Raw genomic sequence first — 26,056 nt, 5'->3', positions numbered from 1 at the left:
GAAGTAAGCTCCGCCCCTCATTGCCCTTCCGGGCATTTCTCCCCGTATCGTGACGGGGAGAAAGGGGCCGGCCGCAAAGCCGGTGCCTTTCTTGCAACCCTGATAAATTGGCGAAACCATTGATGACAGCGTCCTCTCCCCGTCACTATACGGGGAGAGGATGCCGGCAGGCAGGTGAGGGGCGGCGCCAGCGCTCGGAAAATGACGCCGGCCAATAGGCGGCACGACGGAGGCGACATGCAGGACTTGAAGCAGCGGCCGGTTTCCGTCTTCCGCGAATTTCTCGATAGCGAGGCGGCCGGCGGCATCGTCCTGATGGCGGCGGCCGCACTGGCCCTGATCGTTGCCAACTCGCCGCTCTCCGAAACCTATTTCTCCGCTCTCCACGCCTATCTCGGCCCGCTCAGCGTCTCGCACTGGGTCAATGACGGGCTGATGGCGGTGTTCTTCCTGCTCGTCGGGCTGGAGATCAAGCGCGAGGTGCTGGACGGCCAGCTCTCGACCTGGCCGCGCCGCGTCCTTCCCGGCATCGCCGCAGCCGGCGGCATGGTGGTTCCAGCACTCGTCTACGTCGTGATCAACCGTAACAATGCCGCCGCACTGTCCGGCTGGGCGATCCCGACCGCCACCGACATCGCCTTCGCGCTCGGCGTGCTGTCGCTGCTTGGCAGCCGTGTGCCGGCCTCGCTGAAAGTCTTCCTTACCGCGCTTGCCATCATCGATGATCTCGGCGCCGTCATCATCATCGCCATCTTCTACAGCAGCGGCCTGTCATCAGCTTATCTTGGTGCCGCCTTCGCCGTCATTGCCGTGCTCGTCGTGCTCAACCGCATGCGGGTGATGACGCTGCTGCCCTATCTCGCGCTCGGTGCGATCCTGTGGGTGCTGGTGCTGAAATCGGGCGTCCATGCCACGCTTGCCGGCGTGGCGCTGGCGTTGACCATTCCGCTCGAACGCTCCGCCGGGATCCGCCACGATCTCGACCATTCGCCGCTGCACCGGCTCGAGCACGGCCTGCACAGGATCGTGCCCTTTGTCGTCATCCCGATCTTCGGCTTTGCCAATGCCGGCGTTTCGCTCGCCGGCCTGAGCTTTGGCGCGCTGGTCGAGCCGTTGACGCTCGGCGTCGCCGCTGGCCTTGTCGTCGGCAAGCTGGTCGGCGTCTTCGGCTCCTCGGCACTTGCCATCCGCTTCGGCCTTGCAGACCTGCCGGCCCATGCCGGCTGGGTGCATTTGATCGGCATCTCGCTGCTGTGCGGCATCGGCTTCACCATGAGCCTGTTCATCGGCCTGCTCGCCTTCGCCAGCGACGCCGCACTCCAGGACGCGGTCAAGGTCGGCATCCTCGCCGGCTCCTTCATCGCCGCCCTCCTTGGCGCCGCCGTGTTGTTGAGGGCGCCGGCGGCGGCGGCGAGTGGGGTGGACGAGAGCGACGAGTAGAGGCGGTCGGTTTCGCTTCGAGGCTGCGCTTTTCTGTCAGTCTTGGCGCTGCCCCTCATCTGCCTGCCGGCATCTTCTCCCCGTGAACGGGGAGAAGGGGCTGGCCGCGGCGCGGCGCTCTTTCTTGCAGCGTTGGGGGTTAGCGAAATCGTCGGCGAAAGCGTCCTTCTCCCCGTCACTATACGGGGAGAAGATGCCGGCAGGCAGATGAGGGGCATCGCCAACGTTGGCAGTACTTGGTCCTGTGGCCCGTTCGCCGCTACTCGCTCTCCCCCTCCAGCGCCGGTACCGACACGCCGGCAAGCTCGGCCGCCAGCAGCCGCGAGGCGCCGGCTCGCGCGATCCGCAGCATCAGCGCCTTGCGCGTTGCCGCCGCCATGCGGTGCTCCGGCGCATTGCGCAGGATTTCGGCGCCGTAGCCGTCGGAGAGGATGAAGCCGCACTCCTCGGGAAAGATCTCCGAGGGCACGCCGGGATGGGTGGCGAAGAAGAAGCGGTCGGAGTGCAGCCGGTAGTCTGGCCATTTGCGGTCGACCCGGAAATCCTCGATCGACGACTTGATCTCGATGATCCAGATGTCGCCCTGCCGCGTCAGCGCGACGAGGTCGGCACGGCGGCCGGTGGCCAGCGACAGTTCGGGCAGCACATGCGCCCCCATCTCCATCAAAAGCCGCTGCACGCCGCGCCGTACCAGCATGGCGCGCTCGGACTGGCGGCCGTCGACAAGCGGGTTTTGCAGAATCGGCGAGATGATAGGTATGGCGGCACCATGCCAGATTTTGTTCACGGTTTGAACCTATTTTATGGAGGCGATTATCCGGTGTCACGCCCGAAATGATCGCGGTCGGGATAAAATTGCTGATTGCTTGGGAACCGTTCTATGACGCCGATGAAGAGGTTGTGGAGCGCATCGTTCGAGATATGTTGGCAGCGGCACCTACAAAACTCTCGGATGGTTCGGATTCCGCGTCATTTCGATGATGTGGCCGCTCATAATATCAATGGTCGAGATGAAGATGAACCGCGCCATGCCGGGTGGCAGCGGGCGCTCCTCCTGAAGGTCGTCCGGGCTATGACGGAATATGCGCCTCTGAAGACCAAGCGCCTCGCAGAAAGTCCGAATTTCAGGCGTGTCAAACGTGGTGGGCCGCGCCCAGTGCGCAAATCGATTACGAATTTTCCCGATGGTCGCAATATCTTTGCGGAATTCCTTCGAATAAAAGCCCAATAAATAGCCAACATCGCACTTGGTGCCTAGTGTACCAAGTGGCTTTCCTGGGTCAAACAGTTTGTCTGTTGTGTCCTTATCTTGCCGCAGATGAGCAAGAATTAATTCCGTTAACTTATCTTCTAGAAACGAAGCGGCCACTATTGCCTGTGTTCGCTCGGAGGCATTTTGCATTTCATTCCAAATAGCTTTCGCCTCTGGCGTATCGATTTGCATGGTGCCCCCATCAATGCCGTAGCAGCCAATGCTGCTACCGCGGATGAGTCAAGGCTTCGCCTCTTTCCGTTGGCGCCGCAGAAGCTCTTTTATCTTCGGCGCATGAGCGATCTTATCCACTGCGGCGTCGCTGCGGCAACAAAGATTGCCACCCGATAGACCCTCGCGAGGTCAGGGAGACGAAAGACGGCTATTACGTCAGGTCGCCTCGCCCCGCATGAATGAGCCACAAGAGCCGGAGTGGTTTATCCCTAGAGAGCGTGCCCAAGCCTCCCCCGATGACCGCTACCATCTCTGTGAGCATTTAATGACGTTCTATCGAACGATCATTCCCCATATGAAGTTCGAGGCCTACCAGAGATACAGRTGGCGGTGTTTCTTCGTGCCCAAGGGCACGAGTTCAATCGAGRAAGGCCGMTAGAAGSTCKTCAGGTGTTTCGTTGGTAGAGGCGCTACGATGAATGTCGGCCTAGCCAATTCCCCCCGGCCCTATGGGAGTGGCCGGTACGGTCGGGGTGCTTGGTGTTGGGGTAGGCCGCACCGGCCACTGCGGGATCAGGCTTTTGGGATCGTCCCCCGCACTGCCCAAGCTATAGGCACATTAGCGATATCTCAACTAAGACTGAAGTCCCAGACACGCCCTGCCCAGCCGTAGGGCAGCCGCTACCCACGATACGCGTGCATTGATCGGCCTTGGGGTGTACCCTTCAGGACTGCGCTGCCAGCCGCATACTGGCTTTCTCCCGAGGAGGCATTCTTATGACCGCGTACAAAGTCGGTTATCTCATTGGCAGCCTCGCCAAGGGCTCAATCAACCGGAAGCTGGCCAAGGCGCTCGTGAACTTGGCGCCAGCCGAACTCTCGATGGCCGAAATCCCGTTCAAGGACCTGCCGCTGTACAGCTACGACTACGACGCGGATTTCCCTCCGCCGGCAAAGGCATTCAAGGAAGCGCTCGCCGGGATCGAAGCCGTGTTGTTCGTCACGCCCGAATACAACCGCTCAATCCCAGGTGGGCTCAAGAACGCGATCGACTGGGCGAGCCGACCCTACGGCCACAACTCGTTCACCCGAAAACCGTCGGCGGTCATCGGCACCTCGCCGGGTTCGATCGGCACCGCGCTGGCGCAGCAAAGCCTTCGCGGCGTTCTTGGCTTCTGCAACTCCCCGCAGATGAACTCGATCGAGGCTTACATCCAGTTCAAACCCGGCCTGATCACCGATGAAGGCGAGGTCACCGACGCCGGGACCGAGGAGTTCCTGCGCGACTACATGCTGCAATTCCACGGCTTCATCACTCGGGTCTATACCGCCCTGGCCACATAGGTCACAGGATACCGCGCGGCTGGAGGCCCCAGGCCGCGAATCCATAGATTGGAGAATGCCCTCCTTTCCATGCCGATACCGGTCCGGTAGCTTATCTGGATGGACGTTCTGGATTGGTTGGCCCGCTGGTATGAAGCACAACCGCTAAGCTAGGGGCGTCCGATGAGCGAGAAAGCTGATCTTATGATCTAACCCGGATGCACCCAAAAGAAGTCAGGCATTGGTCCTTGAAAGCCTGAACTTGTGGAGCCTATCGTCGGTTCCATGGGGACGGGTGACGCGACATCGAACAGCAACGAAGGCGAACAGCTGTGGGCCTTCGACCTTGACGCTCTGCGCGAGGCCTTCGGAAAGTCTGTCCAGGAACATAAAATCACGGCGGATGATTGGGCGGAACACGCCAATCAGTTCCTCGAAAAACAAAGAGATCGTCCGCGCGAACCAACTTGATTGGCCGCCGCCCGTCTCCATCAAAAGCCGTTGCACGCCGCGCCGCATCAGCATGGCGCGCCCGGACGTCTGACAGACCCACTATCGGCCAATTGAGAGGCAGTCCTCAATCATCCAGCCAGTATGCTCGAAAACAGCCAAATTAGGGCGCGATCCCACGCCGCCGTTTGGCGTCGAATTCCATCTCGGACAGTGCCTGGGGTGAGTTGTTCCCGGTGACATCTGGCACGATGGTGTACCCTTCCGCGACCAACTGCAGGCACATTTCCTGGTAGTGCCTTTTGAAGCCGTTCTTGATCTTGTTCCGCGGATACCGCCGCCCGTGCATGCATTCCTGGCTCAGGATGTCGGAATACCGCAGGGCGCTGGCCATTCTTACTTTTTCTTCGAAGATCGGCTTGTAAGGCTGTTTGTCCTTGGACCAGCATCGTCCTGCCGACGCGACCAGCGCCGCGGCCACCAGGCCTGCCAGGAACTTCCCCACTCAGGTCCCTTCCGACCAAGGAGATGTGCATTAGCCCCGGTTAATATTACGGCAAATCCTACTGGTTTCCAAATGATGCTCCCGCTGGACGCATAGCGCCTATGCGGCCGTCGTAGCATCCTTGGCGCTGGGCAGCGCAGCCCCGGCCATGTCATCCAGGATCGGGCAGTCCGGCCGGTCGTCGCCGTGGCAGGCGTGGATCAGCGTCTGCAGGGTCGAGCGCATCGACTGCAATTCGCGCACCTTTTCCTCGATCGCCCTGACATGGGCGGCGGCGATCTCGCGCACGTCGTGGCTGGCGCGGCTCCGATCCTTGTAGAGCGCCATCAACTGGCGGCAATCGTCGATGGAAAAGCCGAGGTTGCGCGCGCGGCGCAGAAAGGCCAGCCGGTGGATGTCGTCACCGGAATAGTCGCGGTAGCCGTTGGCGGCACGTGCAGGGGCGATCAGGCCGATCTCTTCATAGTAGCGGATGGTTTTGGCCGGCAGGCCTGAATGGTGGGCGGCGTCACCGACGTTCATGACGATTTTCCTTGATTTTTAAGTGGCTTACGGACGGGGCCATTGATTTTGCTTCACAATCCTGTGAGGCCTGTTGCCGAAATGCCATAGTAATGCGCCTACCAGCACGTAAGTCCCTGCATATAGGCATCGGGTGCTTGGCAAGCAAAGAAAATGCCAGCATGAATGATCGTGAAGCGGCCGACTCGTGCTGCTGACGTTGGGGCGGGGCACCGGATCATCTTATGCGCATGAAGTCGTTTGCAATCGTCGCCGCATTGGCGCTTTCCACTGCTATCGCCGGTTGCAGCAGCATCGGCATGCGGATTTTCTCCAACGACTACGGTGCGGTCACCGACGCCGGTTACCAGCTGCCGCGCATCCCGATCGAGAAGGTGCCGATGAGGTATCATCGGCAGGAGGTGGACTACGACACCAAGGAAAAGCCGGGCACCATCATCGTCGATACGCAGAACAAGTTCCTCTACTTCGTCGAGGGTGATGGCCTGGCGATGCGCTACGGCATCGGCGTGGGTCGCGAAGGCTTCGAATGGCACGGCACCGCCCACATCGCGCTGAAGCGCGAATGGCCGACCTGGACGCCGCCTTCGCAGATGATCCACCGCCAGCCGGAACTGGCCAAGTTTGCCGGCGGCATGGAGCCGGGCCTGAAGAACCCGCTCGGCGCCCGCGCCATGTATCTGTTCAACAAGGGCGGCGACATGGGCTATCGCCTGCATGGCAGCCCGGAGTGGAATTCGATCGGCAAGGCAATGTCGTCAGGCTGCATCCGCCTGATGAACCAGGACATTATCGACCTTTATGACCGCACCTCGGTGGGCGCCAAGGTCATTGTTCTTTAGGCCATGATCCCGAAAACCGGTACCGGTTTTCGGCAAAATCATGATCAGATACAGACGCCATTCATGCGCGGACCGTCTAGGCAACAACGGACGTCCCAAACAGAAAACCGGGCAATTCGGCCCGGTTTTTTGTTTTTTGCGCCCGTTTTTTGCGTTTTATCGAATCTGTTTTGCCGGCAAAGCGTCCGGCGGACAATCAGGAAACCTGCTCGACCTGCTGCACTTCCGGCACGAAGTGGCGCAGGAGATTCTGGATGCCGTGCTTCAGCGTCGCCGTCGATGACGGGCAGCCTGCGCAGGCGCCCTTCATGTGCAGGAACACCGTGCCGTTCTCGAAGCCGCGGAAGGTGATGTCGCCGCCATCCTGGGCGACCGCAGGGCGCACCCGCGTGTCGAGCAGTTCCTTGATGGTGATGACGAGTTCCTCGTCGGCCTTGTCGTAGAACTCACCCGTCAGGCTGGTCTCGGCGGCAGGGCCGGCTTTGACCATGACCGGCGCGCCGGACATGAAATGCTCCATGATGGCGCCGAGAATCGCCGGCTTCAGATGCTGCCAGTCGGGGCCGTCCTTGGTCACGGTTATGAAGTCGTAGCCGAAGAAAACACCGGTAACGCCGGGAATCTCGAACAGCCGGCCAGCCAGCGGCGAGGCGGTGGCGGCGCTGTCGGCATCGCGGAAATCGGCGGTGCCTTCCAGAAGCACTTCCTTGCCGGGCAGGAATTTCAGCGTCGCCGGATTTGGCGTCGATTCGGTCTGGATGAACATGGCCGTCTCCGTGCCCATTTCGGGCAACCAGTTTGGAATAGTTCTAAATAGGCTCTATTGGCTGGACATTCAAGCGAAACGCATCGCCGGAACAGCTGGCTGGCGGAATGTTTTTGCGACCTGCGATGCGCTTTGAGGTGCGATTCAGGTCTGGCCGCTTGCAGGTCGGCATCACCCGAATATCGATACATCTCAGGCGAGGCTGTCGATCTCCTCGTCCGACAGGTTTTGCGGCACCACGGTCACCGGGATCGGGAAGGCGGCACCCTTGCCGGCCACGGCGCCGACCAGCGGTCCGGGACCTTCCTTGCCGGCGCCGGCGGCCAGCACCAGGATGGCGATGTCCTGGTCCTCCTCGATCAGCTTGTGGATCTCTTCGGTCGGCTTGCCTTCGCGCACCACCATCTCCGGCTCCATGCCGAGCTTCTGGCGCACCTTGTTGGCATAACCGTCGAGCGCGGCGCGCGCCGTGGCGTTGGCCTCTTCGCGCATGATCTTCTCGACACCCAGCCAGTGCTGGAAATCGTCCGGCTCGATCACATAGAGCAGCACCAGCATGCCGTTGGTACTCTGCGCCCGCTTCGAGGCGTAGGCGACGGCGCGCTCGCATTCCGGCGTGTCGTCGATGATCGCCAGGAATTTGCGGCGATGGCCGGCTTCGCGGCTGAGGCGTTTGGAGACCATGTCTACGTACTCGGTGTCATTGCGGCCGCAATCTGCCACTGCCGCAGACCGGCGGCAAGCCGCCGGCCTTATGCCAGTGTGGTGCAGTGCACCCGATGTTGGGATCAGCCCTGCAGCAGCCCGATGATGTCGCGCACGGTTTTCATCGTTGCCTCTGCGAGCACGCCGGCGCGCTCGCCGCCATCCCTCAGCACCGCGTCGACATAGGCGCGGTCATCGGAAATGCGGCGCATCTCGCTGGCGATCGGCGCCAGCTTCTCCACCGCAAGGTCGGCCAGCGCCGGCTTGAACACCGAAAACTGCTGGCCGGCGAACTCTTTCAGCACGTCTGCCTTCGACATATCGGCAAGACCAGCATAGATGCCGACCAGGTTTTCCGCCTCGGGCCGGCTGGCCAGCCCGTCCAGCTCGCTCGGCAACGCTTCCGGGTCGGTCTTGGCCTTGCGGATCTTCTTCGAGATGGCGTCGGCATCGTCGGTCAGGTTGATGCGCGACAGGTCCGACGGATCCGACTTCGACATCTTCTTCGAGCCGTCGCGCAGTGACATGATGCGCGCCGCCGGCCCGCCGATCACCGGCTCGGTCAGCGGGAAATAGCCGTTGACGGTCTCCTCGCCGACCTGCATCTCGACGCCGACGCCAAGGGCTGCGATGCGGTCGGAAAAGTCGTTGTTGAATTTTTGCGCGATGTCGCGGGTCAGCTCCAGGTGCTGCTTCTGGTCCTCGCCCACCGGAACGTGGGTGGCGCGATAGAGCAGGATGTCGGCAGCCATCAGGCTCGGATAGGCAAGCAGGCCCAGCGAAGCGTTCTCGCGGTCCTTGCCGGCCTTGTCCTTGAACTGCGTCATGCGGTTCATCCAGCCGATGCGCGCCACGCAATTGAAGATCCAGGCGAGTTCTGCATGCTGCATGACCCGCGACTGGTTGAAAACGATGTGCTTCTTCGGGTCGATGCCCGAGGCCAGGAACGCCGCGGTGATCGACCGCGTCTGGTCGGCGAGGTCGTCATGGACGAGCTGTGCCGTCAGCGAGTGCAGGTCGACGACGCAATAGATGCAGTCGGAGGTTTCCTGCAGGGCGACGAATTTCTTGATGGCGCCGAGATAGTTGCCGAGATGCAGATTGCCGGTCGGCTGGACGCCGGAAAAGACGAGTGGCTTGAAGGCGGTCATGGTTGTTCCCTTGGCTTGTGGAGGGCCGTTTCGCGCGCGGCGAAAGTCTTGCGACGGCGCGCTTATGGACGAACACGACGATCCGATCAAGACCGGTTTTGCCGTCGAGTTATCCGGCCCTACTCGTCCGGGGCGGTCTTTGGGGCCGGAGGCGCCGCTTTCCCCGATCCCCGCTTGACGTTGCGCCGGATCATGCCGAAATCGGCGCCGCCGGTGGCGAAGGCGGTGATGAAGTAAAGCAGCGCCCCGCCGGCGACGAGCGCCAGAAGCGTCGTCGCCTTGACGACCAGCGGCGCACCCCGGCCGAGCCTGAGGGCGAACCAGTGTTCGGCAAAATAAAGTGCCGCCCCCATCACGATCGCCGACAGCACCAGCCGCGGAATGCGTTTCATCAGCGGCACGTCGCGGCCCCAATGGCCACGCCGGATCAAGACGCCGAGCAGCATCAGGGCGTTGACCCAGCCGGCGACAGCCGAGGCGACGGCGATGCCGGGCGCGCCCATTTCCGGAAACAGCGTCAGCGCCGTGGTGACGTTCACCGCCACCGAGATGGCGGCAAACATCATCGGCGTGCGGGTGTCCTCGCGGGCGAAATAGCCGGGGGTGAACGCCTTGATAAGCACGAAGGCCGGCAGGCCGAGGCCGAAGATCGCCAGGATCGCCGCCACTGTCGGCGTCGAGTTGTTGGCGGCAAAGGCGCCGCGCTCATAGACCAGCCGCACGATCGGCTCCGACATCACCCACAGTGCCACGGCGGCCGGCAAGGTGAGGAACAGCGTGAACTCGACCGAGCGGTTCTGCAGGTTGGCCGCTTCGATCAGGTTGCCCGACTTCAGCGCCCGCGACAGTTCGGGCAACAGCACGATCGCGACCGCGACGCCGACCACGCCGAGCGGCAGCTGGTAGATGCGGTCGGCATAGGCGAGCGAGGACACAGCGCTGTTCTGCGCCGAGGCGATCGCCGTGCCGATCAGCTGGTTGATCTGCGTGATGCCGCCGGTGATCGCCGCCGGCAGCGCCAGGATCAGCAGCCGCTTGACCGCGGGCGTCATTTTCGGACGGCGGAAGCCGATCGAGATGCCGGCATGGCGCACCGCCACCCAGACGATCGCCAGTTGCACCAGTCCGGCGGCCAGCACGCCCCAGGACAGCCCGTAGCCGACGGTGAGCGCGTCGGAGCCCTTGTACCAGGCATAGGCGAGCACGCCGATCAGGATGATGTTGAGAAACACCGGCGCCACCGCCGCCGCGAAATAGCGGCGCAGCGAATTCAGCATGCCCGCCATCATGGCGCCCAGCGACATGCAGATCAGGTAGGGGAACATGATCGTCGCCAGCGTCACCGTGGTGTCGAATTTTCCCGGTATGCCGGCAAAGCCTGGCGCCACCAGGTAGCGCACGATCAGCGGCATCGACAATTCCATGACGATGGTCAGCGCCAGCAGCGCCGTGAACAAGACGCCGAACACTTCCTCCGAGAAGCGCTTGGCGCCTTCGGTGCCGTGTGTCTCGATCTCCTTGGCGAACAGCGGCACGAAGGCGGCGTTGAAGGCGCCCTCGGCGAACAGCCGGCGAAAGGTGTTGGGAAACTGGAAGGCGGCGTTGAAGGCGTCGGCGACCGGTCCGGTGCCCAGCGCTGCCGCCATCAGCATCTCACGCCCGAAGCCGAGCGCGCGACTCATCAGCGTGCCGGAAGCGACCGTTGCGAATTTCTTGACGAGGCTCATGCTTTTGGGAACTGCCTGCGGAATTGGGACAAAGTGATGGTCGCTGTCACTCGGCGGCGGCCTTGGCCTTGCCGCCACGCTCGGGCGCGACGCCTTCAAGAGCCGCCATCAGCCTGTTGCGGATGGTGGCGATGCGGGTCGGGTTGTCGATCTTCTGGCCGGTGAGGTCGGTGACGTAGAAGGTGTCGATGACCTTTTCGCCGAAGGTGGTGATGTGGGCCGATGCGATGTCGAGCGACAGGTCGGATAGCGTTCCGGTGATCTCCGACAGCAGGCCCGGCCGATCCAGGCCCTCGACCTCGACGACCGAAAAACGGTTCGACAGTGCGTTGCGGATCTCGGCGCGCGGCGGGATTCTGAACACCTTGGCGCCGCGCCGCGGCTTGGTCCGTTTCTCGATCATTTCCGGCAGCCAGCTCTTGCCCGACAGCACGTCCTCGATCAGCCGGCCGACGCGCTCGGCACGCCGGCGCTCGTCCTCGTCGCGGTCGAATTCCCTTGAAATCAGGATCGTGTCCAGGGCCCGGCCGTCCGACGTGGTGAAGATCTGTGCGTCGACGATGTTGCCGCCGGCTCCGGCGCAGGCCCCGGCGATGACCGAGAGCAGGCGGGGATGGTCCTGCGCCAGCACGGTGATTTCGGTCACCGCCTCGAACTGGTGGGTCTTGACCATGGTGGCGAGCTTGTTGCCCGAAGCGTCCGCTTCGCGGATGAACTCGGCATGGCGCAGCTGATCGGCGAGATCGACGGTCAAAAGGTAATTCTCGTAGTGCAGGGCGACATAGCGCTTGCGGGCCTTGTCCGACCAGTTGGCGAGCGCCTCGGCCAGACGCTCGCGCGCCGCCGCCGTCCGCTGCGCGCGCGACACTTCCGAAAAGCCGCCGGTCAAAAGCAGTTCGGTCTCGTAGTAGAGCGTGCGCAGCAACTGGCCCTTCCAGCCGTTCCACACACCGGGTCCGACGCCCCTGATGTCGCAGACGGTGAGGATCAAAAGCAGCTTCAGCCGCTCGACCGATTGCACGATCGCGGCGAAATCCTCGATGGTCTTGCGGTCGTTGAGGTCGCGGGTCTGCGCCGTCATCGACATTACGAGGTGGTTCTCGACCAGCCAGGCCACCGTTTCGGTATCGGCTGGTGACAGCCCCATATGCGGGCAGATGCGCCGGGCGATCCTGGCCCCGGCCTCGGAATGATCCTCCGGCCTGCCTTTGGCGATGTCGTGCAGCAGCACGGCGACATAGAGCGCCTCGCGGCTCTTCTTCAGGCCCGGCATCAGCGTGTGGGAGAGGGGATGGACTTTCTCGCCATCGCCGCGCTCGATCTCGGCCAGTACGCCGATGCAGCGGATCAGGTGCTCGTCCACCGTGTAGTGGTGGTACATCGAGAACTGCATCATGGCGACGATCTTGCCGAAATCCGGGATCAGCTTGCCGAGCAGCCCGGCCTCGTTCATGCGCCGCAGATTGAGTTCGGCATTGCGGTCCGAGGTCAGGATGTCGAGGAACAGCCGATTGGCCTCCTCGTCGCGCCGCAGCGACTTGTTGACCAGGCCGAGCGAGCGCGTCAGCAGCTTCAGCGCATCGGGATGGAACTCCAGACCGTGCTTGTCGGCGAACCAGAACAACCGCAAGAGATTGACCGGATCGCGCTCGAACACCTGGTCGTCGGCGACGTTGATGCGGTGGTTGTCGACGATGAAATCGGAGGTGCCGGCAAGCTTGCGCTTGCGTCGCGAGAAGGTGAGGAAGATGCGGTTGAAGCCTGGCACGTGCTTGGCTTGCTCTTCCTCGAGCGCGGCGCAGAAGATGCGGGTCAGGTCGCCGACATCCTTGGCGACGAGGAAGTAGTGCTTCATGAAGCGCTCGACCGCCGACAGGCCGGGATGGCTGGTGTAGCCGAGCCGCTCGGCAATCTCGCGCTGGATGTCGAAATGCAGCCGTTCCTCGGCCTTGCCAGTGAGGAAATGCATGTGGCAGCGCACCGCCCACAGGAAATCCTCGGCCTTCTGGAACTCGCGATATTCGCCCTCGGTGAAGACGCCCTTGTCGACCAGTTCCTCGCCGGTGCGCACCCGGTAGAAATACTTGCCGATCCAGAACAGCGTCTGCAGGTCGCGCAGGCCGCCCTTGCCGTCCTTGACGTTGGGCTCGACGAGATAGCGGCTTTCGCCGGCCTTGGCATGCCGGTCGTCGCGTTCGGCAAGCTTGGCCTGGACATATTCGGGGCCGGTCGTGCGCACCACCTCATGGTCGAAGCGCAGCATCAGCTCGTCATAGAGCTTGAGCTCGCCCCACAGGAAACGCGCCTCGAGGATCGAGGTCCGGATGGTGACGTCGGTGCGCGACAGGCGCAGGCATTCGTCGATGTTGCGGGTGGCGTGGCCAACCTTCAAGCCCAGATCCCACAGCATGTAGAGCATGTACTCTACGGTCTGCTCGCCCCATGGCGTCTGCTTGTAGGGCAGCAGGAACAGGAGGTCGATGTCAGAGCCGGGCGCCAGCGTGCCGCGGCCATAGCCGCCGACGGCGACGACGGCCATGCGCTCGGCCGAGGATGGATTCTTGACCCGGTAGACATGCGTGACGGCGAAATCGTAAAGCGCCCGGATGATCTCGTCCATGAGGTGCGACAGACGCGCCGCACAGGCACGGCCGCCGCCGTCGTCCCTCAGCATGCGTTCGGCAATGGCGCGTCCGTCCGCCAACCGCCCCTTGAGAAGCTGTAGCACGCCGCTGCGCGCGGCCTGTCCGGAGCCGTCCCCGGCGGTGGTCGCGGTCAGCGCCGTCATCTCGCGGCGCAAGGCTTCGCCGTCGATCAGTTCGTCGAGTTTCAGGGAGATTTTCGCCATAGGTACCGGTTGGCCTCGCCTTTTCGGCGGCGTCTATAGCGCCTTTTCGCGCTTGTGGGTATGGGCAGGACGGACACGTTCGCCGTGGCGATAGAACGCTATGAGCCTGTTTCTCTGCTTCAGCAGGCAGAGGTCGACGATCCTGCTCAGCAATTTCCTGGCCTCAGCCCCGATTCTCATCGTCAGCGTCTTGGTCGTGCGCGACCCGGATTGGACACCGGCAAGCCACTGGTCCCGCCGTTCCTCAAGAAGCAGGCTCGGCAGTGCGGCGGCCCGCAAGAAGCGTTCCTGCGCGCACAGGGCCGGAATCAGCTGATAGATCGCCTTGCCGGGTGAGGGGGCGAATCTTGGATTGAAGATGACCTGGTCGACGGGACTGCTGAGCTCCGCGGTGCCGTCGATGAGATCGCGCGCCGCCTGCCTCGAGAGTATGTAGCCGGCCGCGCCGACGTGAGCTCCGTGCAGTCTGGACGTGGAAAAGCCGTGCCCGGCCGGAGAGCGCCGCCATGCGAGCCGGGTCTTCTTGAAGAACGTCTCCAGCTTGACGATCTCGGCATCAGCCGGGATCCAACTGGCGTCGGCAAGCATCGCGCCGGCATTTTCCGAAAAGACGACATCGTCTTCAAAAACGACGCCGTAGGCATCGTCGCCATCGGCGATCTTTGCCCAGCAGGCCTTGTGGCTGAGGAAACAGGCGATCTCGGTATTGGTCAGATGCAACTGCGTCAGCGGATTGAGCCGCATCGGTGTTTGCGGGAGCTCGGATCTGTCCTGGGCGTCGACCGCCGCGACGCGTTCGAAGTCAATGCCGATACGGGCAAACTCCGACGTCATATGCGCGAGCCGGTCCTGGGACCGGTCGAGGTTTATAACCAGGCACTTCATTGGAAATGGAATCGATGCATTTGGATGCGTTTGGATTGTCGATCGGCGGGTCCATAGCACAAGAAGCCGCCGCGCATCCGACTTTCTTGATGGTGGCCGGCGCCGGCGACGGCATACTGAAAAAGAAAATTTTGCCCTTGACCTTCCAGTTACTGGAAGCACTACCTCCGCATCTCGACGAGGCATCGAGGCATTTTGAATGACGCATTCAGACCACCATCATCATACGCATGACGGCTGCTGCGCGGCGAAAGCCGCGGCCGGGGAGGCGGCCGTGGTGCGGGATCCTGTCTGCGGCATGACCGTCGACCCTGCGACGGCCAAGCACTCCGTCCGTCATCAAGGTCGGGACTTCTACTTCTGCTCTGCCGGCTGCAAGGCGAAATTCGAGGCGGAACCGCAGAAATATCTTGGCGACAGGGCCGCACCGCCGCCGATGCCCAAGGGCACGCAATACACCTGCCCGATGCATCCCGAAATCATCCGCGACAAGCCCGGCTCCTGCCCGATATGCGGCATGGCGCTGGAGCCGATGGGCGTGCCCACTGGTGATGAAGGACCAAATCCCGAGCTGGTCGATTTCACCAGGCGATTCTGGGTCAGTGCCGTGCTGTCGCTGCCGCTGCTGTTCATCGCCATGGCGCCGATGCTCGGCCTGACGTTCGAGGTATTTGTCGACGACCGCACAATGGCCTGGCTGGAACTGGCATTGGCCAGCCCCGTCGTGCTGTGGGCGGCGCTGCCCTTCTTCCATCGCGGCTGGGATTCGCTCGTGAACCGCAGCCCCAACATGTGGACGCTGATCTCGCTCGGCGTCGGCGCGGCCTATCTCTACAGCGTCGCAGCCACGCTGTTCCCGGACATTTTTCCGCATCAGTTCCGCAGCCACGGTGGTGCGGTGCCGGTCTATTTCGAGGCCGCCGCCGTCATCGTCGCGCTGGTCTTCCTCGGCCAGGTGCTGGAATTGCGCGCCCGTGAAAAGACCGGGTCGGCGATCCGCGCTTTGCTTGATCTCGCGCCGAAGACCGCGCGGCTGATCGGTTCCGACGGCTCCGAAGGCGACGTGCCGCTCGACGCGGTCAAGGTGGGCGACCGCCTGCGTATCCGTCCCGGTGACGCCGTGCCGGTCGACGGCACCGTGTTGGAAGGCCGTTCCTCCCTCGACGAATCGATGATCACAGGCGAACCGTTGCCGGTCGAAAAGGCCGAAGGCGATACCCTGACCGCCGGCACGCTCAACAAAAACGGCTCGCTGATCCTGCGTGCCGAGCGGATCGGCGCCGAGACCACGCTGGCGCGCATCGTCGAACTCGTCGCCAAGGCGCAGCGCTCGCGCGCCCCGATCCAGGGGCTTGCCGATCGCGTTTCCTTCTACTTTGTCCCGGCTGTGGTGCTGGTCGCGATCGCGGCTTTTGTCGCCTGGGCAGTTCTTGGCCCCGAACCCAGCCTGATCTTCGCCATCGTCTCGGCGGTGTCGGTGCTGATCATCGCGTGCCCCTGCGCGCTCGGCCTCGCCACGCCGATGTCGATCATGACCGCCACCGGGCGTGGCGCCCATGCCGGCGTGCTGATCAAGGAAGCCGCCGCGCTCGAACGCTTCGCTTCCGTCGACACACTGATCGTCGACAAGACGGGTACGCTGACCGAAGGCCGGCCGAAACTGACCGATGTCGTTGCCGCAAACGGCTTTTCCGAAGACGAATTGCTGGCCCTTGCCGCCGGCCTGGAAAAGGGCTCGGAGCATCCGCTGGCTGAAGCCATCGTCGAAGGCGCGGGCACGCGCGGCCTGGAGATCGCCGATGCCAGCGGCTTCGAGGCCGTCACCGGCAAGGGCGTTTCCGGCACTGTGTCGGGAAAGAAGGTTGCGCTCGGCAATGCGGCGATGATGACCGATCTCGGCATCGACACCGCGTCCGTCTCCGCCAGGTCCGAAACGCTGCAGACCGAAGGCAGGACCGTGATGTTCGTTGCCGTCGGCGACAAACTGGCCGGCATCGTCGCTGTCGCCGATCCGGTCAAGGCGACCACCGCCGAGGCGATCAGGGCCCTGCACTACAGCGGACTGAGGATCGTCATGGCGACCGGCGACAATGAGCGCACGGCAAAAGCGATCGCCAGGAGCCTCGGCATCGATGAGGTTCGCGCCGGACTGCTGCCGGAACAGAAGGCAGCCCTGGTCGAAGAGCTGCGTGCCAGGAGCAAAGGCGTCGCCATGGCCGGCGACGGCGTCAACGACGCCCCCGCCCTTGCCGCCGCCGATGTCGGCATCGCCATGGGCACCGGCGCCGATGTCGCCGTCGAAAGCGCCGGCATTACTTTGGTCAAGGGCGACCTCAACGGGATCGTGCGGGCGCGTACGCTCGCCCAGGCGACGATCCGCAACATCCGCCAGAACCTGTTCTTCGCCTTCCTCTACAACGTGCTCGGCGTACCCGTCGCCGCCGGTGTGCTCTATCCGCTCACCGGCACGCTTTTGTCGCCGATGCTGGCGGCGGCGGCGATGAGCCTGTCCTCGGTGTCGGTGATATCCAACGCATTGCGGCTGAGAGCGTTGAAACTCTGAGCAAAGCCCCCAAATACGAAACCCACTCAACAGGAGACCATGAATGACCTTGGCTAAAAAACTCGTCCTTTTGCTGATGGCTGCCGGAATGCTGCTTGCCGTCTTCCTCGAAAGCGTTCCGGCGCAGAGCGAAGAGATGAAACACGACATGGGTGCCATGTCGGCGGATGCGACCAGCCCTTCGACCGAAGGCTACAAGGCGGCGATGGGCAAGATGCATGCCGACATGATGGCGTTGCAAAATACCGGCAATGCCGATGTCGATTTCGTCCGTGGCATGATCCCGCACCATCAGGGTGCCATCGACATGGCCAAGGTCGAGCTTGCCAACGGCAAGGACCCAGAGATCCGCAAGCTGGCCGAGGGGGTCATCGCCGCGCAGGAAGCCGAGATCAAGCAGATGCAGGGCTGGCTCGCAGCCCATCCGGTGGAGTAAGCCTTTCGCGAAGCTAGGATTCGGCGAGAACTCCCTCTGGATTTCCCGCCGAGCCTGTATTGCGATCCGCCCTCAACTGGAGCCGCCATGCCGTCGACGATCAGAACCACCACGCTGCCTTCCGGCGAAGCCGTTCAGGTGCTTGGTCAGGGCACGTGGAAAATGGGCGAGGATATCAGCCGCCGCGCCGATGAAGTCAACGCCCTCAAGCTCGGCCTCGACCTTGGCATCACGCTCATCGATACCGCCGAAATGTATGCCAGCGGCGGTGCCGAGGAGGTAGTCGCCGAGGCCATCGCCGGGCGCCGCGACGAAACGTTCCTGGTTTCGAAAGTGCTGCCGTCAAACGCTTCGCGCACCGGCGTGCAGCGCGCCTGCGAAAACAGCCTGAAGCGCCTGCGCACCGACCGCATCGATCTCTATCTGCTGCATTGGCCCGGCAGCGTGCCGCTGACTGAAACCGTAGCGGCCTTCGAGGCGCTGAAAGAGGCCGGCAAGATCCGCCACTGGGGCGTCAGCAATTTCGACACCGACGAAATGGAAGAACTGGTCGGCTTGCCCGACGGCGGCAACGTCCAGACCAACCAGGTGCTCTACAATCTGGTCCGGCGTGGCCTCGAATTCGATCTGGCGCCCTGGAGCCGCCAGCGCGGCATCCCCTTGATGGCCTACTCACCGGTCGAGCAGGGCGCGCTGGCACGCAATACCAGGCTTGGCGCCGTCGCGGCCCGCCACGATGCGACCCCGGCGCAGATTGCCTTGGCCTGGGTCATGCACCAGGAGGGTGTCATCGCCATTCCCAAGGCCAGCAGCCAGCAGCATGTCCGCCAGAATTTTGCAGCGCTCGACATCGAACTGACGACGCAGGACATCGCCGAACTCGACCGCGCCTTTCCGCCGCCGACCCGCAAGCACGGTCTGGAGATGATTTGACTACTTTCCCGCCAGCACCTTCAGCCGATACAGCGCCTCAAGCGCCTCGCGTGGCGTCATCTCGTCGGGGTTGATGTCGCCGAGTGCGGCACCCAGAGCATCGTTCTTGACCGGCTTCGGCGCTTCGCGCTTCACGGCCACCGAAAACAGTGGCAGGTCGTCGACCAGACGGTTGGTCTTGCCCGAAACCTCGCCCTCCTCCAGCTGGTGCAGCACTTCCTTGGCCCGGTCGACCACTGCTTCCGGCAATCCGGCCAGTCGTGCCACCTGCACGCCATAGGAGCGGTCGGCGGCACCCTTGCCGACCTCATGCAGGAAGACGACGTCGTTTTCCCATTCCTTGACCCGCATGGTGACGTTGTGCAGCCGCGCCAGCTTGCCGGCCAGCGAGGTCATTTCGTGGAAATGGGTGGCGAAGATCGCCCGGCAGCGGTTCTTCTCGTGCAGGTATTCCACCGCCGCCCAGGCGATTGACAAGCCGTCGAAAGTGGCCGTGCCGCGGCCGATCTCGTCGAGGATCACCAGCGCACGCTCGCCGGCCTGGTTGAGGATCGCCGCCGTCTCGACCATCTCGACCATGAAGGTCGAGCGGCCGCGCGCCAGATCGTCCGAGGCGCCGACACGCGAGAACAGCCGGTCGACGACGCCGATATGGGCCGATGCCGCCGGCACGAACGAGCCGGTTTGCGCCAGGATGGCGATCAGCGCGTTCTGCCGCAGGAACGTCGACTTGCCGCCCATGTTGGGGCCGGTCAAAAGCCAGATCGCGCCATTCTTGGCGCTGCCCTCGGGCGACAGGTCGCAATCATTGGCGACGAACGGCCCTTCGCCGGAGCGCCGCAGCGCCTGCTCGACCACCGGATGCCGGCCGCCCGAAATTTCGAAGGCAAGGCTCGAATCCACCACCGGCCGGCACCAGGCTTCGCTCTCGGACAACAGTGCGAGCGCCGCCGACACGTCGAGCACGGCCAGCGCATCGGCGCCGGCGCGGATCTTTTCGGCCTCGCCGACCGCTTCCGCCGTCAGCGCCTCGAAGGCTGCAAGCTCGATGCCGAGCGCCCGGTCGGCGGCATTGGCGATCTTGGTCTCCAGTTCGGCGAGTTCGGTCGTCGTGAAGCGCATGGCGTTGGCCATGGTCTGGCGATGGATGAAGCGCGCCTTCGCGCCGTCGCTGCCGGTCATCACCGCATGATGGTTGGCGGTCACCTCGATGTAATAGCCAAGCACATTGTTGTGCCGGATCTTCAGCGAACGGATGCCGGTCTCGTCGATTAGCGAGCGCTCCAGCCCGGCGATGACCTTTCGCGATTCGTCGCGCAACGCCCGCATCTCGTCGAGCTCGGCGTGGTAGCCGCCGCGAACGAAGCCGCCGTCACGCTTGAGCAGCGGCAGTTCATCGCCAAGCGCCTGCGTCAGGTGCTGGGAAAGCGCCCTGGGCAGCGCCTGGATGGCGCCCAGCGCCGCCGTGAGTTCCTGAGGCAGGGCGGTCTCGCCGAAGGTCCCGGCGATCGCACCGGCCGCTTCGAAACCGGCGCGCAGTGCGCCAAGGTCGCGCGGCCCGCCACGGTTCAGCGCCAGCCGGGACAGAGCGCGCGGCATGTCGGCGACGCTCTTCAGGCTTGCCCGCACCGCTTGGCAGAGCCGCGTTTCGGAGCGGAAGAAGGACACCGAGTCCAGCCTGGCGCCGATCGCCGCCGGATCGGTCAACGGCGCCATCAGCCGGTCGGCCAGCAGCCTTGCTCCGCCGCCAGTCACCGTGCGGTCGATCGCCTTGAACAGCGAACCTTCGCGGCTGCCGGACAGCGTGCGCAGCAGTTCCAGATTGCCGCGCGTCGCCGGATCGATGAACAGGGTCGAGCCCTGCTCCTCGCGCTCCGGCCGCGACAGCGGCGGACGCTCGGCCTTCTGCGTCTTCTCGACATAGGCGATGGCGCCCGAGATCGCCGACAGTTCGGCGCGCGAAAACGCCCCAAAGCTGTCCGGCGTCGCCACGTCGAAGAAACGGGCGATGCGCCCCGTGGCCGAGGCCGAATCGAACAGCGAGGGCGGCTGCGGATTGGCGACGCGGCCGAGCACGTCGAAGACCGGTTTCAGTTCGGCATCGTAGAACACCGGCTCGGCAACGATCAGCTCGCGCGGATCGACGCGGAAGATGTCGGCGAGCAGCCGGTCGGCGGTGGTCTCGGCGACGCGGAAAGCCCCGGTCGAGATATCGATCCAGGCCAAGGCAAAAGAGTGGTCCGCCCCACCTTTCACCCTTCCCAACGCCATCAGGAAACTAGATTCCGACGGCGCCAGCAATTTGTCCTCGGTGATGGTGCCCGGCGTCACCAGCCGCACCACGTCGCGGCGTACCACCGATTTGCCGCCGCGTTTCTTGGCTTCGGCCGGATCCTCGATCTGCTCGCAGACGGCGACGCGAAAACCCTGGCCGATCAGCTTCTGCAGATAGTCGTCGGCGGCATGCACCGGCACGCCGCACATCGGGATGTCGTGGCCCTGGTGCTTGCCGCGCTTGGTCAGGACGATGCCCAGCGCCCGGCTCGCCTTCTCGGCGTCGTCGAAGAACAGCTCGTAGAAATCACCCATGCGGTAGAACAACAGCGAATCCGGGTTCGCCGCCTTGATCTCGATGAACTGCTCCATCATCGGCGTGACGGCGGCAGCGGCTGTCGGCAGGGGCGCCATCGCCTCGGGGGCGTCCGGCTCGTTCGGGCTATGCATGTTCATGCGCGGCACGCTAGCAGATGTGGTCGCGCGGTTTAATGCCGGCGCCTCGAAAAACAGGGGACGACTGACACGGCCAGATGCCCGCAATCGCCAGCACCAGCGCGATTCCCGAACTCTGGCGGTTTACACGCGGCGGTGCGTGGTCTTAATTCGGAACCTCACAAAGCACCCGCCCTAACGATGTGCTGCACCGGCGAGGAAATCAAAAGCATCATGGCCAAAAAAACCGAGAACAACGGTCCGTCCGTCAGTGCGCAGGAAGCGCTCGAATTCCACGCCATGGGCCGCCCCGGCAAGCTGGAGGTTGTCGCCACCAAGCCGATGGCGACGCAGCGCGATTTGAGCCTCGCCTATTCGCCGGGCGTCGCGGTTCCTGTTCTGGCCATCGCCGAGGACCCCAGCCGCGCCTTCGACTACACGACGCGCGGCAACATGGTCGCCGTCATCTCCAACGGCACCGCCATCCTTGGCCTCGGCAATCTCGGCGCGCTGGCCTCCAAGCCGGTCATGGAAGGCAAGGCGGTGCTGTTCAAGCGCTTCGCCGATGTCGATTCCATCGACCTCGAGGTCGACACCGAGGACGCCGACGAGTTCATCAACTGCGTGCGCTTCCTCGGCCCCTCCTTCGGCGGCATCAACCTTGAAGACATCAAGGCGCCGGAGTGTTTCATCATCGAGCAGCGCCTGCGCGAACTGATGGACATCCCGGTCTTCCATGACGACCAGCACGGCACCGCCATCATCTCGGCCGCCGGCCTGATCAACGCGCTGGAGATCACCGGCCGCGACATGAAGACGACGAAGATGGTCTGCAACGGCGCTGGCGCCGCCGGCATCGCCTGCATCGAGTTGATGAAGGCGATGGGCTTCGCGCCCGAAAACATCATCCTGTGCGACACCAAGGGCGTCGTCTTCCAGGGCCGTACCGAAGGCATGAACCAGTGGAAGTCGGGACATGCGGTGAAGACCGAGGCGCGCAGCCTCGCCGAGGCGCTCGACGGTGCCGACGTCTTCCTCGGCCTCTCCGCCAAGGGCGCGCTGACCACTGCCATGGTGCAGTCGATGGCCAAGAACCCGATCATCTTCGCCATGGCCAATCCCGACCCGGAAATCACGCCGGAAGAAGTCGCCGAGATCCGCACCGACGCCATCATGGCGACCGGGCGTTCGGACTATCCGAACCAGGTCAACAATGTGCTCGGCTTTCCCTACATCTTCCGTGGCGCGCTGGATGTGCGGGCCACCACCATCAATGACGACATGAAGATCGCCGCCGCCCAGGCACTGGCAGCGCTGGCGCGCCAGGATGTGCCCGACGACGTCGCTGCAGCCTATCAGGGCAACCGGCCGAAATTCGGCCCCAACTATATCATCCCGGTGCCGTTCGACCCGCGCCTGATCTCGGCCATCCCGATCGCGGTCGCCAAGGCGGCGATGGATTCCGGCGTCGCCCGCAAGCCGATCCTCGATCTCGACCGCTACGCGCAGGAGCTGTCCGCCCGCCGCGACCCGATCGCCTCGACCTTGCAGCGCATCTACGACCGTGTGCGCCGCCAGCCCAAGCGAATCGTCTTTGCCGAGGGCGAGGAGGAGCAGGTGATGCGCGCCGCCGTCTCCTATGTGAACCAGCGGCTCGGCACCGCCATCCTGCTCGGCCGCGACGACGTCATCAAGGAGAACGCCAAGCACGCCGGCATCGACCTCAACAAGCAAGGCATCGAGATCATCAATGCCCGGCTATCGCGCCGCAACGGCATCTACACCGACTATCTCTACGAGCGCATGCAGCGGAAGGGCTTCCTGTTCCGTGACTGCCAGCGGCTGATCAACAACGACCGCAACCACTTCGCCGCCTGCATGGTGGCGCTGGGCGATGCCGACGGCATCGTCACCGGTGTGACCCGCAACTATTCGACCGCGCTCGACGACATCCGCCGCGTCATCGACGCCAAGCCCGGCCACCGCGTCATCGGCGTTTCGATCGTGCTGGCGCGGGGCAGGACCGTGCTGGTCGCCGATACCGCCGTGCACGACATGCCGAACGCCGAGCAGATCGCCGACATCGCCGAGGAGGCGGCAGGCTTCGCCCGCCGCATGGGCTACGAGCCGAGGCTTGCCATGCTCGCTTATTCGACCTTCGGCCATCCGCAGGGCGAGCGCTCCGAGCGCGTCCAGGAAGCCGTGCGCATCCTCGACAAGCGCCGCGTCGATTTCGAGTACGACGGCGAGATGGCCGCCGACGTCGCGCTCAATGCGCGGGCCATGTCGCAGTATCCGTTCATCCGCCTCACTGGTCCAGCCAATGTGCTGATCATGCCGGCGTTCCACTCGGCCTCGATCTCGACCAAGATGCTGCAGGAACTCGGCGGCTCGACGGTGATCGGCCCGCTGCTGGTCGGGCTGAACAAGCCGGTCCAGATCGTGTCGTTGAACGCCAAGGATTCAGACATCGTCAACATGGCCGCGATTGCGGCGTATACAGCGGGGGCTTGAGCGGCGGACGAAAGCCCCGTGAACGCCTTTCGAGTGATGCTAGGCCCAGGCCCTGGTCGAGGGCCGCACCACTCCACCTGAATGTGTGCAATCGCAGGAATCCCGCGATTCAAGCCGAATTTATGGGAAAATCGCTGCGATCCATAAGATATTGATAATATCCGGTTGTTATACCAGAGAGCTGTCATCGATGTGCCAGAGGGGCATTTTGGACAGACCGGGGTGGTGACAATCATGGATTTGCAGCCGTGAAGCACGATACGATTCCCGCATCCGTGGTCGGCGAGCGAGCTTATCACGACGAGCGCCTTGACGCGCTGCTCAGCATTACCGGCCGCATGGACGGCTACCTCTACCGCTGCCGCAACGATGCGTCCTACACCATGCTCTACATCAGCGACGGCGTTCTCACCGTCAGCGGCTATCCGCCAACGGATTTCGTGCACAACGCCGTGCGCGACTACGTTTCGGCCATCCATCCGGACGACCTCGCCTCGGTCTATGCCGCCGTCGACGCCGCGCTCGAAGCGCGCTGCAACTGGAACGTCGACTACCGCATCGTGCCGAGTGCCGGCGAACCGCTGTGGGTCCGCGAGATCGGCGGCGGTGTCTGGGACGACGCCGGCGAACTCGAATTCCTCGAAGGTTTCGTCGTCGACATCAGCGACCGCAAAGTTGTCGAGGACCTCAATTCCCAGCTGCTGCTGGATCTGAAGACCGCCAACGAGGAGCTATCCGCGCAAAAGCGCGAGATCGAACTGGCCAAGCAGCAGAGCGACCATTCGGCCAACCACGATCTGTTGACGGACCTGCCCAACCGGCGTGCCTTCCACAACGAGCTCAAATCGGTGGTCGCCCGCTGCGGCGCCACCGGCGAGGCCGCCGGTCTTCTGTTCATCGACCTCGACCGCTTCAAGGAAGTCAATGACACGCTCGGCCATGAGGCCGGCGACGCGCTGCTGCAGCGCGTCTCGAGCCAGCTTCGCTCGATCCTGCGAAGTGCCGATTTCGTCGCCCGGCTTGGTGGTGACGAGTTCGCCTTCCTGTTCTCGGGCGCCGCCGATCTGGCACGGCACAAGGCCGTGCGCGTTGCCGAACGCATCCTGGAAAGGTTGCAGATCAAGGTTCCCACACCGGATGGCGCCATCCAGGTTGGCTGCACCGTCGGCGTAGCCATGTATCCGGCGGAAGCCGCCGATTCCGAAGCGCTGGTCGCGCTCGCCGACCGGCTGATGTACATCGGAAAAAAGAGTGGCCGCAACCGGTTGGTCACCGCCACGGAAATGGCGTCGCAACAGCCATCGTCCGCGCCTCGTCCCTCAATCCGCAGGACTGCCTAGGCACGTCTATCAAGGGCGTGCACCGAAGCGGTCAAGCCGGCGCGAACACGCGTGCGGCCTCGACGACCTGCTCGATCTGATCCTGCCGGAGCAGGTCGATCGGAACGCGGCCATCGAGTTGTGCCGACGGGCGTGTCAGCCACAGCCAGGCCAGCCTGGGATTGCTGATCAGGGACAGCACGTCATGGATGCCCGCGACCGGCCTGCCGTCGACGAACTGCGCCAGCGGGAAGACATGCTTGCGACCGCCCTTGCGCAGGGCGATGACCTCACCCCGCCTTTGCCAGCGATGCAGGGTCGAGCGGGCGATGCGCATGTTCTCTTCCAGATAGGTCGATCCGGCGACGCGGCCGGCCCAGTCCTCGATCAGCATCGATTCGAGGTCGTCGGCGCGCGACGACGGGGAAGCAGGTCCATCGAAATCCACGGGGGATGCCGGCGGCAGCCCCGTCGCGCCGCCTGTGCCCGCCTCGCTGCGGCGCGCGGCTTCCGCCGCCAGCGCGCGGACGAATTTCGATGCAAGGCCGGGAAGGTCGGCATGGATGGCGTCGATGGCACGCTGATGCTTCGGCGACAGCAAGGTGACGGCGGAAGCTATGCTGCCGGCGATCTTGCCGACCGAGACCATGGTGGGTCTGTTGATGGCCTCGTCATAGTGGGCAAGCGCACGTTCGACGTGCTCCGCGACCATCTCCGCGAAGTCGTCCTGCTTGATGCTGGTTGCCTGGATTTGAAATCTGTTCATGCATCTGTCTCTTGGGCCGGGCGCTCCTCCCACAGCTGCGGCCGATTGTTGAACGGCTACAGCGGAGAGCGGAGTTCGCGGCGGCAACAGATGCAGCGGCCCGACAGCATGCTGTCTTGCATTTTATGACACCCCAACTGACTGCAGGCGTCCCGAAATGTCAGTCCCAGGTCGCCTCGATTGCGTGTAGGAGGGATGTATGACAACCGCGCGACGGTGAGAGGCG

Annotated in this window: 22 protein-coding genes; 9 read left to right on the top strand and 13 right to left on the bottom strand. The window is 63.5% G+C overall.

Annotated elements, in window-relative coordinates:
* Nucleotides 1-237: 237 nt before the first annotated feature.
* A complete protein-coding gene (gene nhaA, locus AC1D0I_RS05540) occupies nt 238-1,440 on the top strand; it encodes a Na+/H+ antiporter NhaA (RefSeq protein WP_477393575.1) in 1,203 nt (400 codons plus the stop codon).
* A 259-nt stretch (nt 1,441-1,699) separates the two neighbouring features.
* On the opposite strand, the gene AC1D0I_RS05535 is transcribed toward nhaA, so the two are convergent.
* Both AC1D0I_RS05535 and AC1D0I_RS05530 read right to left on the bottom strand, forming a co-directional pair.
* Nucleotides 1,700-2,200, bottom strand: coding sequence for an MmcB family DNA repair protein (locus AC1D0I_RS05535; protein WP_477393760.1), 501 nt, complete (start codon nt 2,198-2,200; stop codon nt 1,700-1,702).
* A gap of 177 nt (nt 2,201-2,377) precedes the next feature.
* The gene (locus AC1D0I_RS05530; protein WP_477393573.1) at nt 2,378-2,884 is read right to left on the bottom strand and encodes a hypothetical protein; all 507 of its coding nucleotides are present in this window, start codon (nt 2,882-2,884) and stop codon (nt 2,378-2,380) included.
* A gap of 759 nt (nt 2,885-3,643) precedes the next feature.
* On the opposite strand from AC1D0I_RS05530, the gene AC1D0I_RS05525 reads away from it, so the two are divergent.
* Entirely contained in the window at nt 3,644-4,210 is a 567-nt protein-coding gene (locus tag AC1D0I_RS05525; protein ID WP_095082764.1) for an NADPH-dependent FMN reductase, read from the top strand.
* A 213-nt stretch (nt 4,211-4,423) separates the two neighbouring features.
* Here the strand turns inward: AC1D0I_RS05525 and AC1D0I_RS05520 are convergent, their stop codons facing one another.
* From AC1D0I_RS05520 to cueR, 3 genes are all read right to left on the bottom strand, one after another.
* Nucleotides 4,424-4,714 carry a hypothetical protein gene (locus tag AC1D0I_RS05520; protein WP_477393571.1) on the bottom strand — a complete coding sequence of 97 codons (291 nt, stop codon included), beginning with the start codon at nt 4,712-4,714 and terminating at the stop codon, nt 4,424-4,426.
* Between the two features lie 88 nt (nt 4,715-4,802).
* Entirely contained in the window at nt 4,803-5,144 is a 342-nt protein-coding gene (locus tag AC1D0I_RS05515; RefSeq protein ID WP_477393569.1) for a hypothetical protein, read from the bottom strand.
* A 99-nt stretch (nt 5,145-5,243) separates the two neighbouring features.
* Entirely contained in the window at nt 5,244-5,666 is a 423-nt protein-coding gene (gene cueR / locus AC1D0I_RS05510; protein ID WP_477393567.1) for a Cu(I)-responsive transcriptional regulator, read from the bottom strand.
* Nucleotides 5,667-5,890: 224 nt separating this feature from the next.
* Here cueR and AC1D0I_RS05505 point away from each other — a divergent pair, with 224 nt between their 5' ends.
* Nucleotides 5,891-6,508: a L,D-transpeptidase gene (locus tag AC1D0I_RS05505; RefSeq protein ID WP_095082750.1), complete on the top strand. Its 618-nt coding sequence runs from the start codon at nt 5,891-5,893 to the stop codon at nt 6,506-6,508.
* Nucleotides 6,509-6,704: 196 nt separating this feature from the next.
* Here AC1D0I_RS05505 and AC1D0I_RS05500 read toward each other — a convergent pair whose 3' ends face one another.
* From AC1D0I_RS05500 to AC1D0I_RS05475, 6 genes are all read right to left on the bottom strand, one after another.
* The gene (locus tag AC1D0I_RS05500) at nt 6,705-7,274 is read right to left on the bottom strand and encodes a NifU family protein (RefSeq protein ID WP_095084295.1); all 570 of its coding nucleotides are present in this window, start codon (nt 7,272-7,274) and stop codon (nt 6,705-6,707) included.
* A gap of 192 nt (nt 7,275-7,466) precedes the next feature.
* Entirely contained in the window at nt 7,467-7,958 is a 492-nt protein-coding gene (locus tag AC1D0I_RS05495) for a universal stress protein (RefSeq protein ID WP_095082749.1), read from the bottom strand.
* Nucleotides 7,959-8,062: 104 nt separating this feature from the next.
* On the bottom strand, nt 8,063-9,130 hold the full coding sequence (gene trpS, locus AC1D0I_RS05490; protein WP_477393565.1) for a tryptophan--tRNA ligase: 1,068 nt from the start codon (nt 9,128-9,130) through the stop codon (nt 8,063-8,065).
* Nucleotides 9,131-9,249: 119 nt separating this feature from the next.
* Nucleotides 9,250-10,857 (bottom strand): murein biosynthesis integral membrane protein MurJ, encoded by a 1,608-nt coding sequence (murJ, locus tag AC1D0I_RS05485; protein ID WP_477393564.1) that lies wholly within the window; start codon nt 10,855-10,857, stop codon nt 9,250-9,252.
* Nucleotides 10,858-10,903: 46 nt separating this feature from the next.
* Entirely contained in the window at nt 10,904-13,705 is a 2,802-nt protein-coding gene (locus tag AC1D0I_RS05480) for a [protein-PII] uridylyltransferase (protein WP_477393562.1), read from the bottom strand.
* A gap of 33 nt (nt 13,706-13,738) precedes the next feature.
* Nucleotides 13,739-14,590 (bottom strand): glycosyltransferase family 25 protein, encoded by an 852-nt coding sequence (locus AC1D0I_RS05475; protein ID WP_477393561.1) that lies wholly within the window; start codon nt 14,588-14,590, stop codon nt 13,739-13,741.
* Nucleotides 14,591-14,604: 14 nt separating this feature from the next.
* Between AC1D0I_RS05475 and AC1D0I_RS05470 the strand changes: the two genes are divergently transcribed.
* From AC1D0I_RS05470 to AC1D0I_RS05455, 4 genes are all read left to right on the top strand, one after another.
* On the top strand, nt 14,605-14,793 hold the full coding sequence (locus AC1D0I_RS05470; RefSeq protein WP_477393559.1) for a hypothetical protein: 189 nt from the start codon (nt 14,605-14,607) through the stop codon (nt 14,791-14,793).
* Nucleotides 14,790-17,153, top strand: a complete 2,364-nt coding sequence (locus AC1D0I_RS05465) for a heavy metal translocating P-type ATPase (RefSeq protein WP_477393557.1) — start codon at nt 14,790-14,792, stop codon at nt 17,151-17,153. Before AC1D0I_RS05470 ends, AC1D0I_RS05465 begins: the two co-directional genes overlap by 4 nt.
* Nucleotides 17,154-17,196: 43 nt before the next feature.
* Nucleotides 17,197-17,589, top strand: coding sequence for a CopM family metallochaperone (copM, locus tag AC1D0I_RS05460; RefSeq protein ID WP_477393555.1), 393 nt, complete (start codon nt 17,197-17,199; stop codon nt 17,587-17,589).
* An 87-nt stretch (nt 17,590-17,676) separates the two neighbouring features.
* Nucleotides 17,677-18,522: an aldo/keto reductase gene (locus tag AC1D0I_RS05455; RefSeq protein ID WP_477393553.1), complete on the top strand. Its 846-nt coding sequence runs from the start codon at nt 17,677-17,679 to the stop codon at nt 18,520-18,522.
* Here the strand turns inward: AC1D0I_RS05455 and mutS are convergent, their stop codons facing one another.
* Complete coding sequence (gene mutS / locus AC1D0I_RS05450) at nt 18,523-21,252, bottom strand: DNA mismatch repair protein MutS (RefSeq protein WP_477393552.1); 2,730 nt, start codon at nt 21,250-21,252, stop codon at nt 18,523-18,525.
* A 213-nt stretch (nt 21,253-21,465) separates the two neighbouring features.
* On the opposite strand from mutS, the gene AC1D0I_RS05445 reads away from it, so the two are divergent.
* Nucleotides 21,466-23,745 (top strand): NADP-dependent malic enzyme, encoded by a 2,280-nt coding sequence (locus AC1D0I_RS05445; protein ID WP_477225242.1) that lies wholly within the window; start codon nt 21,466-21,468, stop codon nt 23,743-23,745.
* Between the two features lie 248 nt (nt 23,746-23,993).
* Nucleotides 23,994-25,085 carry a sensor domain-containing diguanylate cyclase gene (locus AC1D0I_RS05440; protein WP_477393550.1) on the top strand — a complete coding sequence of 364 codons (1,092 nt, stop codon included), beginning with the start codon at nt 23,994-23,996 and terminating at the stop codon, nt 25,083-25,085.
* A gap of 31 nt (nt 25,086-25,116) precedes the next feature.
* Here AC1D0I_RS05440 and AC1D0I_RS05435 read toward each other — a convergent pair whose 3' ends face one another.
* The gene (locus AC1D0I_RS05435; RefSeq protein WP_477393548.1) at nt 25,117-25,830 is read right to left on the bottom strand and encodes an antitoxin Xre/MbcA/ParS-like domain-containing protein; all 714 of its coding nucleotides are present in this window, start codon (nt 25,828-25,830) and stop codon (nt 25,117-25,119) included.
* Nucleotides 25,831-26,056 lie beyond the last annotated feature (226 nt).

This window comes from Mesorhizobium sp. P2_D1, assembly GCF_056404455.1.
Note: the sequence above shows the minus strand (reverse complement) of the source record. Positions and strands in the feature narration are given on the sequence as shown.